This is a genomic window from Streptomyces luomodiensis (assembly GCF_031679605.1).
Taxonomy (GTDB): Bacteria; Actinomycetota; Actinomycetes; order Streptomycetales; family Streptomycetaceae; genus Streptomyces; species Streptomyces luomodiensis.
Window position 1 is genome coordinate 8,861,620 of the sequence record NZ_CP117522.1, and the last position, 13,046, is coordinate 8,874,665.

A 13,046-nucleotide genomic window follows, 5' to 3' on the forward strand; every position below is an offset into this window, starting at 1 on the left:
CGGCGGTCGAGCGCCGTCTCGGCGGTACGAGGGCTCAGGGACAGATCGTCGCCGCGACGCGGCGGCAGGGTGCTCAGGCTGGACAGCAGCGCGACCCCAACGGGCTACCCGCATACGCCGGTCGTGTGGGATCGGCGGACGTCCGGCACCCCCACAAAGCGCCCCCATGTCCCTCGGCGACGTCGAGCGCCACCCCTCGTGCTCTTCGGCCCCGATCCGGTCCACCCTCTGGACCGGCTGAGCGGCGGCTCGGCGGGCCGCGCATCCGGGCCGAGCGCGAGGACCGCGACGCCCGCCTCGGCGGCCCGCCCGCGCGCAACGCCTGCAGCCGCGCCTTTTCGCCGACCCGATCGCCGGTGTGACCTAAAGGCGGAGCGCGGGGCGGTGAGCGGGCGGGGGCGGGGTACCCGGCGCACGGGTCCCATCCACGCGAGACCGGGGAGCCAGGGTGACGGACACGAACACCGGGAACGGCCGGTACGACGGGAACGGCGGCCCTGCCGGCGGCCCGCTGGCGGGCTGCGCGGCGCTGGTGACCGGCGCCTCCAGCGGCATCGGCGCGGCCACCGCCGTGGCGCTGGCCCGGCAGGGCGCGGATCTCGCCGTGGTCGCCCGCCGCACCGAACGGCTGGAGGGCCTGGCCGCCACCGTCCGCGCGGAGGGCCGCTCGTGCGCCGTCCTCACCGCCGATCTGCGGAACGCGGAGCAGGCCCGCCAGTGCGTCGAGGACGCCGTGGAGCGGTGCGGACGGCTCGATGTGCTGGTGAACAACGCCGGCTACGCGACGACCGGCGCCGTCGAGGAGAGCGACCCCGACGGCTGGCGGCGGATGATCGACCTCAACGTGGAGGCGGTACTACAGACCTCACGGCAGGCGCTGCCGCATCTGCTGCGGGCGGCGTCCGACGGCCCGCGCGGGGTGGCGGACCTGGTGAACGTCAGCTCGACGGCCGGCCGGGTGCCACGCGGCAACAACAGCGTCTACTCGGCCACCAAACACGCCGTGGGCGCCTTCAGCGAGGCCATGCGCCAGGAGGTGACCGCCCGCGGCGTCCGGGTGGGACTGGTCGAGCCGGGCATGACCGCCACCGAGCTGACCACCGCCGACTGGGCCTCCGCCGTCGCCCGCGGTATGCCGCGGGAGTCCTGGCTGCGCCCCGAGGACATCGCGCGCTCGATCACCTTCATGGTGACCCAGCCCCCGCACGCCGCGGTCAACGAGATCCTGGTGCGCCCCACCGCCCAGGAGCACTGACCCGCCGCACCCCCGCCACGGCCCGACCGCACCCGCCTCGCCACGGCCCGACCGCACCCGCCTCGCCACGGCCCGACCGCACCCGTCCTGCCACGGCGCCACCGCACTCGTCACGCCGCGGCGCACGCCGCACCCGGCGCGCGGACAAACGTGTCCCCTTCACGGAACTGTGCGCGAGGGATTTACAACGTTGGAAATTATCTCTAGCGTTGCGCCTCGCACGGCCCGGGTCGCTCTTCTGTCACTACTCCTCCCCCTCCACCACTCCTTTCCAGGGAGCGTGCATGACCACGCCGCACCGAAGACTCCTGCCTGCCCTGCTGACCCTCCTGGCCGTCCTGGGCTCGCTCCTGGCCGTCCAGGCACCCCCCGCCGCGGCCGCCTCCGGCACCGTCCTGCGGGACGGCACCGGCCTTTACCCCCGCGCTGTCAGGCTCCAGCACAACGGCGCCGCCAACGGCCGTATTCTCGCCTCGGTCGTCACCTTCCGGAACTCGGACGGGCTCGGCGCCATCTACGAGAGCACCGACGACGGCGCCACCTTCCGCCAGGTGGGCGAGGTGGCCGACCCCGAGGCGGCGGGCGGACAGGGCGAATGCTGCGCCACCCTCTACGAACTGCCGCAGGCCGTCGGCTCCCTGCCCGCCGGGACCCTGCTGTGGTCCGCCTCCATCGGCCAGGACGAAACGAACCGCCGGATGGCCATCCGGGTCTTCCGCAGCAATGACCAGGGGCGCACCTGGTCCTATCTGTCCACCGTGGCCACCTCCAACAGCACCAAGGGACTGTGGGAGCCGGAGTTCTCCATCGACTCCAGCGGACGCCTGGTGGTCCACTACTCGGACGAGACCGACCCCGCCCACAGCCAGAAGCTGGTCGCCGCCCGCAGCGCGAACGGGATCACCTGGGAGGGCTACCACAACACCGTGGCCAGCAACCTCGCCTCCGACCGGCCCGGCATGGCCATCGTGCGCAAGCTGCCCAGCGGCCAGTACTTCATGGTGTACGAGATCTGCGCCGCCCAGGGGCAGTACTCGTGCGTGGTCCACTACCGGACCTCGTGGGACGGCTGGAACTGGGGCGACCCCGCTCACCTCGGCTACCGTCCCGAAACCGCCGACGGCAAGTACTTCACCCATACGCCGAACCTCGCCTGGGCGCCCGAGGCGGGCAACTCCCAGGGCAAGCTGTTCCTCATCGGCCAGGTGCTGAAGAACGCCGACGGCAGCACCGCCACCGGCAGCGGCGCCACCGTGTGGACCAACAGCAACGGCGGCACCGGGACCTGGCGTTCGATCTCCGCCCCGGTGCGGGTGGACTCCAAGACCGTCGACTACTGCCCCAACTACAGCTCGGCGCTGCTCCCGTCGGCGGACGGAACCCGCCTGCTGGAGATCGCCACCGACTACGTGGGCACCGTGTGCAAGCCCTTCTACGCCACCGGGCCGAGCTGACCCGGTGAACACCCCCCGATGGACGTGATGAACACCCGCTGACCCGAGCGGTGTTCACCCGGCCGTCCCCGGACCTCCCGTCCGGCCGATCGGGGCCGGCGCCCGGCACGGCGCGGACGACCGTCCGCACCGGGGCGCCGGCCCCGGCGCGCTTCCGCCTCCTCCGCGTGGGCGTCCGCCGTTGGCCCGGCCAGGTGACGGATGGCGGCCGGACCATGCCCCGAACGCCGTACGGCGGTGACCCGGTGAGCGCACCCGGACACCCGGTGGCCGGCTGTCCGCCCACCGCCGCGCGGCCGTCTGTCCGCACCCCGAGCCACCCGGCTGACCTGCTTGGACGGGATCGGCGGGGGCGGGGTGAGGGGGTGTCGCGCGGCCGGAGGGGGAGTGGCCGGGGCCGCTTCCCGGGGAGCCGGGTGCCCGCCATCCGGCCGACGGCACGGGCCGTGCGGGTGCTCGACCTGCCCGGTCTCGGATGACAGCGTGTGCCGACATGGAGCACAGCCCAGGACCGCAAAACGTGCGCGCGAGGCTGCTGCTGGCCAGCGCCACCATGCTCTTCGTCGAGCTGGCGCTGATCCGGTGGACCGGCGCCAATATCGTCCATCTGAGCTATTTCTCGAACTTCATCCTCTTGGGCTCGTTCCTCGGGATCGGCCTGGGATTCCTGCTGCCCGCCGACCGCGGGCAGTGGCTCACCCGCTGGGCGCCCGTGCCGCTCGCCGTGCTCGTCGTCCTGGTGCGGGAATTCCCCGTGCAGGTGCGGCAGACCAGCGGTGAGGTCATCTACTTCACCGCGGTGAGGACCACCGGGCTGCCCCAGTGGGTGACCCTGCCGGTGCTCTTCGGACTGACCGCCCTGATCATGACGGCGATCGGGAAGATGACGGCCGATCAGTTCCGTCGGCTGCCCTCGCTGGAGGCGTACCGCTTCGACCTGCTGGGCTCGCTCACCGGCTCGGTGTCCTTCGCGGCGCTGTCCTGGCTGCGCGCACCGTCGGTGGTGTGGGGTGTGCTCGCCGCGGCGGCGCTGCTCACCCTGGGCGGGCGCCGCAACACCTTCCGGTACACGGTGCCGCTCGCGTTGATGGTGGCGGTCCTGGCGCTGGAGACGGCGGCGAGCGGTATCTCCTGGTCCCCCTACTACAAGATCGAGGTCACCAGGCCGACCACCGGCAGCCGGGACTACAAGATCTCCGCCAATGGGGTACCGCACCAGTCCATCGCCCCGCTGAAGGTGCTCAGGCGCCCCGACTCCCCCTACGAACAGCCCTACCGCGAAACCCCGGGGAACACCCACCGGCGGGTGCTGGTCATCGGCGCGGGCAACGGCAACGACGTGGCCATGGCCCTCGCCCACGGCGCCCGGCGGGTGGACGCCGTGGAGATCGACCCCCGGCTCCAGGAGATCGGCGCGGACCTGCACCCGGCCAGGCCCTACGACAACCCCCGGGTGCACGTGCACATCAACGACGGCCGGGCCTTCCTGGAGCGGACCGACGCCCGCTACGACCTGATCGTCCTCGCCCTGCCGGACTCCCTGACCCTGGTGTCGGGCGCCAGCAATCTGCGGCTGGAGAGCTATCTGTTCACCCGGCAGGCATTCGAGGCGGCACACCGCCACCTCGCCCCCGGCGGCGCGTTCGCGATGTACAACTACTACCGGCAGAACTGGCTCATCGACCGGTTCGGCTCCACGGTCACCTCCGTCTTCGGACACGCGCCCTGCATCACCCACTACGGGGGCAAGAAGGCGGCCATCCTGGTGGCCGGTGTCACCTCGGGCGACCAGTCCTGCACCACCTCCGCGTGGCGCCCCTCCGGCCCGGTGCCCTCGGCCGCCGGTGACGACCACCCGTTCCCGTATCTGCTGCACCGCACCATCCCCACCCTCTACATCGCGGTGCTGGGCGCGATCCTGCTGGTGACGCTGGTGTCGGTCCGGCTGACCGGGGTCCGGCTGCGGCGCACCGCCGCCTATGCGGACATGTTCCTGCTCGGCGCGGCGTTCATGCTGCTGGAAACCAAGAACGTGATCGGGTTCGCCCTCTACTTCGGCACCACCTGGCTGGTCAACGCCATGGTCTTCGCGGGGGTGCTGCTCGCCGTGCTGTGCGCGGTGGAGGTCCGGCGACGGATGCGCCGGGTCAACCAGCTCGTGCTGCAACTGATGCTGTTCGCCAGCCTCGCCATCGCCTGGCTGATCCCGTCCGACATGGTGCTGGGACTGCCCTTCGCCCCCCGGCTGGCCGCCGCGATCGGGCTGGCCTTCGCCCCCATCTTCTGCGCCAACCTGATCTTCTCCGACCGGCTGGCGAAGGCCGCCGATCCCACGGCGGCCTTCGGGGCCAATCTGCTGGGGTCCCTGTTCGGCGGCACCCTGGAGTATCTGGCCCTGCTCACCGGCTATCAGGCGCTGCTGCTGGTGGTGGCGGTGCTGTACGCGGGTGCCTGTGTCGCCATGCGCTTCACCCGGCGCGGCCCCGGCGACACCACCAGCCGGGAACCGCTCACCGTGCAGACGGCGCCACGCCCCTGAGCGCTCCCTCCCCAGCCGCCCCCGGCCCTTGGGCCGGGGGCGGGCGCGTAGGTGGCGCCCGTCGGCGCGGTCACTCGAACACGCGGTCACTCGAACATGACGTAATCCGGCCGCGGGCGCAGGGCCAGCACCTCTTCCGGGGTCATCAGCCGGCTCCCCTCGGTGTCCTCCTCGTAGAAGAGCTTGAAGCCGGTGCGCACCTGCTCGGGCTGGTCCTTGACGAGCTGCCGCCAGGTGTCCCGCTTCATCCCGGGCGAGCCGATGCCGTCCGCGCTCTTGATGAGCACCACACCCGGCTGCGGGCGCAGCGCGGACTGGTCGCCGACGACGGAGACGGCCACCTGGTGGAAGACGAGCGGTTTCTGCGGCAGATCGTGTTCGGCGACGATCCGGGAGAGATAGCGGGCCACATCGGTGATCTCCTGGCCGCTGGTGTGGCCGTAGGTGGCACCCGGCACCTCGCCCGGACCCATCTCCCACTCGGGGTCCAGGGCTATGCCCACATCCGGATGGACCAGCCATTCGCGCAGCGCCTTGACCTCGCCGAGGACCGATGCCCGGCCCGGCTGGATGTTCAGCAGCAGCAGGGCGCGATGGCGTTTGGCCGCGTCGTGGAAGCGGCGGATCGTATCGGGGGAGGTGCGCGAGCGGTAGGTGCCGTCGGGGCCCGCGGTGCCGTTGGCCACGGTCGCCAGCAGCTCCAGCACCGGCTGTGGTGCGCGGTCCGCGGCGTAGGCGCGGGCGGTCTTCTCGATCTGCCGCACCCGGTCGTCGAGGTCCCCCGTGCCGAGCCGGCCGAGCGCGGCGGCTCCGGGCAGTCCGCAGTAGCCCACCAGACGGTAGCGGGACAGCTCCCGGCCACCCCGGGGCAGCTCCGGCCGCGGTTTCGGGGTGGGGGAGGGGGAGTGTGCGGACGGTTCGGCGGACGGGGAGCGCTCCGCCCCCGTCGAGTCGTGCGGGCCCGCTCCCGAGGCGGAGCGGGCGGTTTCCTCGCCGCAGCCGGCGAGCAGACCGACGCCTGCCGCCGCGGCCACCGCGAGCATGCCACGCCGGGTCGGCGGCGGTGTGCCCGGTCCCGCGCCGCCGTCGCCGTGTGGTACGGCCTCCTGCCGTGCCGATGCCTCCTGAGGTGTCGACGTTCCGGATGTGCTGTGAGCCACGTTCCCTCCGTCCGCGGTGGCCGGCCCCGGCGGACCGGCCACCGGTCTGTGCTGCGGGCCGATGGGTTGTCCGTGCCAGGCAGCCTCTCCGGTCTGACGGAGGCGAAACGGAATAGTGTCCACCGGGTGCCGGGAAGGCGTCGCTTTCAGCCCCGGCGGACGACCGGTGGGCGCGGTGCGGCATCGTCGAACAGGGCCGTCGAAACCGGCGGCCTGTGCCAACCCGCCCTGTAACACACCGCGTTGAACGACGGCATGGCCGGTCAGCCGACCGGTTCGGGCGGGCTCAGCCGGCGGATCGGCTCCCCCTCCAGATAGCCGCGGATGTCCTCGACCACATCCCGGTAGAAGCGCTCGTAGTTGGCCCGGGTCACATAGCCGAGATGCGGAGTGGCCAGCAGATTCGGCAGCGTGCGGAACGGGTCGTCCGACGGCAGCGGCTCCCGCTCGAACACATCGACCGCCGCGCCCGCGATCCAGCCCTCCCGCAGCGCCTGGGCGAGCGCCGCCTGGTCCACGATCGCGGCGCGGGAGGTGTTCACCAACAGCGCCGTGGGACGCATCCGCCTCAGCTCCCGCGCGCCCAGCAGCCCCCGGGTACGGTCGCCGAGCACCAGATGCACCGAGACGATGTCACTGGTCTCCAGCAACTCCTCCTTGGAGCCGGCCGGCCGCACCCCCTCCGCCTCGGCGCGCTCGGCCGTCAGGTTCTGGCTCCAGGCGGCCACCTCCATGCCGAAGGCCCGGCCGACCCGCGCCACCTGGGCGCCGATCCGGCCCAGTCCCAGCAGCCCCAGCCGGCGGCCGTGCAGATCGGTGCCGACCGTGCTCTGCCACGGCCCGCCGTCGCGCAGCGCCGTGCTCTCCGGCACCACATGGCGGGCGAGCCCCAGGATCAGCGCCCAGGTGAGCTCGGTGGTCGGCTCCGAACCACCGCTCGTGCCGCAGACGGTGACACCGTGGCGGGCGGCGGCCCGCAGATCGACCGACGCGTTGCGCATCCCCGTGGTGACCAGCAGCCTCAGCCGTGGCAACCGGTCGAACAGCGTTGCGGGGAAGGGGGTGCGCTCCCGCATGATGACCACGATCTCGCAGTCCCCGATGGCCTCGGCCACCGCGTCCTCACCGGTGATGTGGTCATGCACCGGCACCACGTCCACCGCGTCCAGCACACTCGACCAGTCGGCGCTCGACAGCGCCACGTCCTGGTAGTCGTCGAGCACGGCGCAGCGCAACTTCATCGTCCTACCTCTGTTTCCTCGGGCCGGTACGGTGTTTCTACCACCCGGGGTGGAGCCACCCCGAAACGGGGGCTGACGCGTCGCCACCGCGTTTGCGCCGCCACCCTTCCGGATGACATCGGCTGTGTGGGCGCGGTGTGACGGGCGTGTTTCTTCGCCGAAAGTTGGCCTCTCATGGGGTGCTCGGACACGTGTCGTTGTTTTGTGCAGTGACACACCGGGCACCGCACACTTCTGACAGCAGGCATAATCGCTGTCGCGATGGGCGCAGACGCCCAGAAAGGGGACGAACTGAAGTGAACGCGTTGAGCGCGGACAGCAGTGTGGGATCGACCATCGAGGTGCTGGAGGCCGAACTCCCGCAGCTCCAGAAGCAACAGCAGTCGCTCAAGGGTGATTTGGAGGCCGTCACCAAGCGACTGGAGGCGGTCAGCACCGCCCTGAGCAGCCTTCAGGCGCTCGCCACCGCCACGGTGCCGGAGCAGGCCGCCGACGGCGCCCCGGTGGCGGTGGCGGAGCCGGTGGCCGAGGCCACCCCCGCTCCGGCCGAGCCGGCCGCGGAGCCGGCCACCGAGGCCACGGCCACGGAGCCGGAGTCCGCCGAGGACACGGAGTCCACCGGCGACGCCTCCGCCACCACGCGCAAGGCCGCCATCGGCCGCCAGCGCAGTAGGGGCAAGGCGGCCAAGGCACCGGCCACCGGGCGGGCCACCAAGGCGGCGGCCAAGAAGACCGCAGCCAAGAAGACCGCCGCGAAGGCCGCCGCGAAGGCTCCCAAGTCCGCCAAGGCCACGGTGAAGGCCACCAAGGCCACGGCGAAGACCGCCAAGAGCGCCAAGGCGGCGGAGAAGCCGGCCGAGCCGGCCACCACCTCCGAGCGCTCCACGGGGCTCGCCGACAGCGTGCTCGCCGCGCTGCGCAAGGCCGGCCGTCCCATGCGGGCCTCCGAGGTCAACGAGGCCCTGGGGCGCGACGAGACCCGCACCAATGTGAACTCGGTGCGCAACACCCTGGAGCGGCTGCGCTCCTCGGACCGGGCCCAGCGCTCCGGCCGTGGCCTGTACGAGGCCACGGCCACGAGCTGAGCGGACCGTCAGTTCACCGCCACCGATGTGTAGCGGTGTTCGGGACGGCCGGTGTCCCCGTACTTGAGGGTGAGGCTGATACGGCCCGCATGCTCGAGGTACTTCAGATAGCGCTGGGCCGTGGAGCGGCTGATACCGGTGCGCTCCGCCACCTCGTGGGCGGAGAGCGGCTGGTCGGCCTGGTCCAGGACCCGGCGTATGAGGTCGACGGTGGGCGCGGAGTGGCCTTTGGGCAGGGCGGGGCCGGATGTGTCGGCGGCTGCGAAGGCGCCGAAGATCCGGTCCACCCGCTCCTGACCGGTCTCGCCACGCCCGCCGACGCCTTCGAGGGTGCGGCGCAGCCCCGCGTAGCCGTCGAGCTTGGCGCGCAGTCCGGCGAAGCTGAACGGCTTGACCAGGTACTGCAGTGCGCCATGGCGCATGGCGGCCTGGACGGTGGACACATCACACGCCGCCGTCACCATGATGACGTCGGCGTGGTGGCCGAGCTGGCGCATCCGCCGCACCAGCGTCAGCCCGGTCTCGTCCGGCAGGTAGTGGTCGAGCAGGACCAGGTCGACCGGGGTGCGCTCCAGGGTCGCCAGGGCCTGGGCGGCGGTATGGGCACGGGCGGCGACCCGGTAGCCGGGCACCTGGGCCACATACGCAGCGTTGATCTCGGCGACATGGAAGTCGTCGTCCACGACAAGAACGTCGATCATCGTGACTCTCCTGCTGCGGTGAACTCATGAGTGGGTGTGTCGTCCCCGGTGAGGGCCTCGGGCAGGACGACGGTGAACACCGCGCCGCCACCCGCCCGCGCGGTGACCCGGGCCATGCCTCCGTACCGCTCGGCCAGCCGCCGCACCAGGGCGAGTCCGATCCCCCGGCCACGCGGCGACACCGCGGCGGACCCTTCCGTGGCCTCGGGGCCGGTGTCCGGGAAGCTGGGGAGGGCGGGCCGTTTGGTGGACCAGCCCTCGGTGAAGATCAGATCGCGCATCCCGGGCGGCACCCCCGGGCCGGTGTCGCTCACCCGCAGCACCGCGGTGGTGCCCTCGGCCCTCAGCTCGACCTCGATGAACGGGGTGGGGCAGGGGTGCCCGGCCACCGCCTCCAGCGCGTTGTCGATGAGGTTGCCGAGCACGGTCACCAGATCGCGCGGATCGACCACCCGCCCGGTCAGCCGGGTCGCGGGTGAGATGCGCAGGGCGACCCCGCGCTCGGCCACGATGGCCGACTTGCCGACCAGCAGCGCCGACAGCAGCGGATCGGGCACCCGTTCGGAGATCTGCTCGGCCGAGGCGCGGCGGGCGTTGGTGAGCTCGGCCACGAACTGCGCCGCCCGCTCGTGGAGTCCGAGCTCCAGCAGCCCGAGCAGGGTGTGCAGCCGGTTGGCGTGTTCGTGGTCCTGGGCGCGCAGCGCGTCCAGCAGCCCACGGGTGCTGTCCAGCTCCCGGCCCAGCAACTCCAGCTCGGTGCGGTCGCGCAGCGTCGCCACCGCCCCGCCGTCCTTGGTCGGCATCCGGTTGGCCACCAGCACCCGGCCGCCGCTGACGGTCAGCAGATCCCTCCCCGCGACCCGCCCCGCCAGCACCTCGGTGGTACGGCCGGGCGGCAGCGACTGCTCCAGGGTGCGCCCGGTGGCGTCCGGGCGGACCCCGAGCAGCCGTCCGGCCTCGTCGTTGATCAGGCGGATCCGGCCCTGCCGGTCCAGCGCCACGACGCCCTCGCGGATGCCGTGCAGCATCGCCTCCCGCTCGTCGAGCAGCGCCGAGATGTCGGCGAACGCGACACCGTGAGTACGGTGGCGCAGCCGGCGCGAGACCGCGAGCGCGGCCAGTACGCCCACCCCGAGCGCCACCCCCGCGTACAGCAGCAGCCGGGGCACCGCCGCCAGCAGCTGGTCGCGCACACTTCCGTAGCCGATGCCCACCGACACCGCGCCGACGATCCGCCCGCTGCCGGTCCGCAGCGGCACTTTGGCGCGGGCCGAACGGCCGAGTGTGCCCACGTCGATCTGGAGGACCTGGTGGCCCGCGAGCGCGGCGCCCGGATCGGTGGAGACGTGTTCGCCGATCCGCGCGGTGGTGGTGTGCGACCAGCGCACCCCCCGGGAGTCCAGCACCACGATGTACAGCGCCCCGGTGGCCCGGCGGATCCGCTCCGCCGCCCGCTGTACCGGACCCGAGGGGGTGGGTTCGGTGGTGGTGAGGTCCCGCGCGATGTCCGGATCGGCCGCGGTGGTCTGGGCGATGGCCAGCGCCTGGTGCATCGCCTGGTTGTCGATCTCGGAGCTGAGCGGGGCCAGGAACAGCGCGGTGGCCAGCACCATCACCCCGGCGGTGATGGCCAGTTGTGCGGCGAGCACCTGGCCGGAGACGCGTCGGGGCCATCGGATGCGCATGCTGGGCTCCCTGTCTCCCGTCTGCCGGTCCCTGCCGTCCGGTGCGCGAGCGGTAGTAATTCCTCCGTTTATGCCGCTGTGAAGGCACCGTAAAGGCGCCGGGGGCGTATGCCCAGCCTCCGTGGCGTATTCGTTGCGCGGCCGCGAGCAAAACGAGCAGAACGGGGTTTGTGAGCGCAACGGCGGGTTGTGCCCACAAGACTGCCGCTGTGGCCCGGGTCACTCCTAGCCTCCCGGCCATGAGCAGCCACCCCAGCCCCGCCATCGAGCTGCGGGGAACGAGCAAGGCGTTCCGGACTCCGTCCGGGGCCCTCCACACCGCGGTCAGGGATCTCGACCTGACCGTCGGGCACGGTGAGTTCGTCGCCGTCGTCGGGCCCACCGGTTGCGGAAAGTCCACGACACTGACGCTGGTCAGCGGGTTGGAGGAGCCCACCGAGGGCGAGGTGCTGGTGGCCGGGGAGCCGGTCCGGGGCATCGCCTCCAACGTCGGCTTCGTCTTCCAGCAGGACGCGGTGTTCCCCTGGCGCAGCGTGCTGTCGAATGTGATGGCCGGCCCCCGGTTCCGCGGCGTGCCCAAGGCCGAGGCGAAGGAGCGGGCCCGGGAGTGGCTTTCCCGGGTCGGCCTCTCCGCCTTCGCGGACCGCTATCCGCATCAGCTGTCGGGCGGTCAGCGCAAGCGCGTGGCGCTGGCGTCGACCTTCGTCAACGACCCCGAGATCCTGCTCATGGACGAGCCGTTCTCCGCGCTCGACGTCCAGACCCGTGCGCTGATGTCGGACGAACTGCTGGAGCTGTGGGCGGGCACCGGCGCATGCGTCGTCTTCGTCACCCACGACCTGGAGGAGTCCATCGCGCTGGCCGACAAGGTCGTGGTGATGACGGCGGGACCGGCCACCGTCAAGGAGGTCTTCGAGATCGACCTGCCCCGGCCCCGCAAGGTCGAGTCGGTGCGGCTGGAGCCCCGGTTCGTGGAGATCTACCGGGAGATCTGGTCCTCGCTCGGCGAAGAGGTCCGCATCACCCGTGAGCGGGGTGCCGTCGATGCCTGAGACCGCCGCCACGGCCGCCCCCGCCCTCGGCAAAATCCCCGGTACGGACCGCTCCAGGGCCCGCGCCCGCGCCGCCCGCAACCGCGCGATCCTCGTCCACAGCACCCGTGTGCTGGTGTTCCTCGCCGTCATCGGGCTGTGGGAATGGCTGGCCCGCGCCGCCGTGATCGACCCGTTCAACTTCTCGATGCCCTCCAAGATCTGGGCGCAGCTCAAGGAGTGGGCGCTGCACGGCACCGCACAGGGCTCGCTGTGGGAGCAGATCTGGTACACGCTCTACGAGGCGCTCCTGGGCTGGGGCATCGGTGTGGTGGCCGGGGTGGTCCTGGGGATCGCGTTCGGCCGGATCGCCTTCCTCGCCGATGTGCTCGGCCCGTACATCAAGGTGCTCAACGCGCTGCCGCGCATCGTCCTCGCACCCATCTTCCTCATCTGGTTCGGCCTCGGACCGGCCTCGAAGGTCGCCTCGGCCGTCGTCCTGGTGTTCTTCCCCGTCTTCTTCAACGCCTTCCAGGGCGCACGGGAAGTCGACCGCAACCTGGTGGCCAACTCCCGGATCCTCGGCGCGAGCAACCGCCAGGTGACCCTCCAGGTGGTGATCCCCTCCGCCACCTCATGGATCTTCACCAGCCTCCATGTCAGCTTCGGCTTCGCCCTGATCGGCGCCATCGTCGGCGAGTACATCGGCGCCACCAAGGGGCTCGGCCTGCTGGTCTCCTCCTCCCAGGGCACCTTCAACGCCGCCGGGGTCTACGCGGCCATGGTGATCCTCGCCGTGGTGGCCCTGCTCGCCGAGGGGCTGCTGACCTTCCTGGAGAAACGGCTCTTCCGCTGGAAGCCCGCCCAGCCCGGCTCCGAACGCTGACCCGGCCGT

The 13,046-nt window shown here is 71.9% G+C and carries 10 protein-coding genes; 6 read left to right on the forward strand and 4 right to left on the reverse strand.

The window, feature by feature from the left end; all coding sequences use genetic code 11:
- Window positions 1–448 precede the first annotated feature (448 nt).
- The 3 genes from PS467_RS37240 to PS467_RS37250 all read left to right on the forward strand — a co-directional run bounded on the left by PS467_RS37240 (window position 449) and on the right by PS467_RS37250 (window position 5,248).
- The gene (locus PS467_RS37240; protein WP_311038940.1) at window positions 449–1,255 is read left to right on the forward strand and encodes an SDR family oxidoreductase; all 807 of its coding nucleotides are present in this window, start codon (window positions 449–451) and stop codon (window positions 1,253–1,255) included.
- A 284-nt stretch (window positions 1,256–1,539) separates the two neighbouring features.
- On the forward strand, window positions 1,540–2,709 hold the full coding sequence (locus tag PS467_RS37245; protein WP_311038941.1) for a sialidase family protein: 1,170 nt from the start codon (window positions 1,540–1,542) through the stop codon (window positions 2,707–2,709).
- Between the two features lie 520 nt (window positions 2,710–3,229).
- Window positions 3,230–5,248, forward strand: coding sequence for a spermine/spermidine synthase domain-containing protein (locus tag PS467_RS37250; RefSeq protein ID WP_311038942.1), 2,019 nt, complete (start codon window positions 3,230–3,232; stop codon window positions 5,246–5,248).
- 86 nt (window positions 5,249–5,334) lie between these two features.
- Here PS467_RS37250 and PS467_RS37255 read toward each other — a convergent pair whose 3' ends face one another.
- A complete protein-coding gene (locus tag PS467_RS37255) occupies window positions 5,335–6,408 on the reverse strand; it encodes a hypothetical protein (RefSeq protein ID WP_311038943.1) in 1,074 nt (357 codons plus the stop codon).
- A gap of 263 nt (window positions 6,409–6,671) precedes the next feature.
- Window positions 6,672–7,649: a D-2-hydroxyacid dehydrogenase family protein gene (locus PS467_RS37260; RefSeq protein ID WP_311038944.1), complete on the reverse strand. Its 978-nt coding sequence runs from the start codon at window positions 7,647–7,649 to the stop codon at window positions 6,672–6,674.
- A 296-nt stretch (window positions 7,650–7,945) separates the two neighbouring features.
- Here PS467_RS37260 and PS467_RS37265 point away from each other — a divergent pair, with 296 nt between their 5' ends.
- Entirely contained in the window at window positions 7,946–8,734 is a 789-nt protein-coding gene (locus tag PS467_RS37265) for a prephenate dehydrogenase (protein ID WP_311038945.1), read from the forward strand.
- 8 nt (window positions 8,735–8,742) lie between these two features.
- On the opposite strand, the gene PS467_RS37270 is transcribed toward PS467_RS37265, so the two are convergent.
- Both PS467_RS37270 and PS467_RS37275 read right to left on the reverse strand, forming a co-directional pair.
- Window positions 8,743–9,435: a response regulator gene (locus PS467_RS37270; RefSeq protein WP_268976080.1), complete on the reverse strand. Its 693-nt coding sequence runs from the start codon at window positions 9,433–9,435 to the stop codon at window positions 8,743–8,745.
- A complete protein-coding gene (locus PS467_RS37275) occupies window positions 9,432–11,120 on the reverse strand; it encodes an ATP-binding protein (protein WP_311038946.1) in 1,689 nt (562 codons plus the stop codon). Before PS467_RS37275 ends, PS467_RS37270 begins: the two co-directional genes overlap by 4 nt.
- A 239-nt stretch (window positions 11,121–11,359) precedes the next feature.
- Here PS467_RS37275 and PS467_RS37280 point away from each other — a divergent pair, with 239 nt between their 5' ends.
- Together PS467_RS37280 and PS467_RS37285 are read left to right on the forward strand one after the other, a co-directional pair.
- Window positions 11,360–12,172 (forward strand): ABC transporter ATP-binding protein, encoded by an 813-nt coding sequence (locus PS467_RS37280; RefSeq protein WP_268976082.1) that lies wholly within the window; start codon window positions 11,360–11,362, stop codon window positions 12,170–12,172.
- Window positions 12,165–13,037, forward strand: coding sequence for an ABC transporter permease (locus PS467_RS37285; RefSeq protein ID WP_311038947.1), 873 nt, complete (start codon window positions 12,165–12,167; stop codon window positions 13,035–13,037). The genes PS467_RS37280 and PS467_RS37285 overlap by 8 nt, the downstream gene beginning before the upstream one ends.
- Window positions 13,038–13,046 lie beyond the last annotated feature (9 nt).

What these genes read in the sequence shown, in the direction of transcription:
- PS467_RS37275 (WP_311038946.1), bottom strand. Translation starts at nt 11,120, where the DNA reads ATGCGCATCCGATGGCCCCGACGCGTCTCCGGCCAGGTGCTCGCCGCA.
- PS467_RS37245 (WP_311038941.1), top strand. Translation starts at nt 1,540, where the DNA reads ATGACCACGCCGCACCGAAGACTCCTGCCTGCCCTGCTGACCCTCCTG.
- PS467_RS37270 (WP_268976080.1), bottom strand. Translation starts at nt 9,435, where the DNA reads ATGATCGACGTTCTTGTCGTGGACGACGACTTCCATGTCGCCGAGATC.
- PS467_RS37285 (WP_311038947.1), top strand. Translation starts at nt 12,165, where the DNA reads ATGCCTGAGACCGCCGCCACGGCCGCCCCCGCCCTCGGCAAAATCCCC.
- PS467_RS37260 (WP_311038944.1), bottom strand. Translation starts at nt 7,649, where the DNA reads ATGAAGTTGCGCTGCGCCGTGCTCGACGACTACCAGGACGTGGCGCTG.
- PS467_RS37280 (WP_268976082.1), top strand. Translation starts at nt 11,360, where the DNA reads ATGAGCAGCCACCCCAGCCCCGCCATCGAGCTGCGGGGAACGAGCAAG.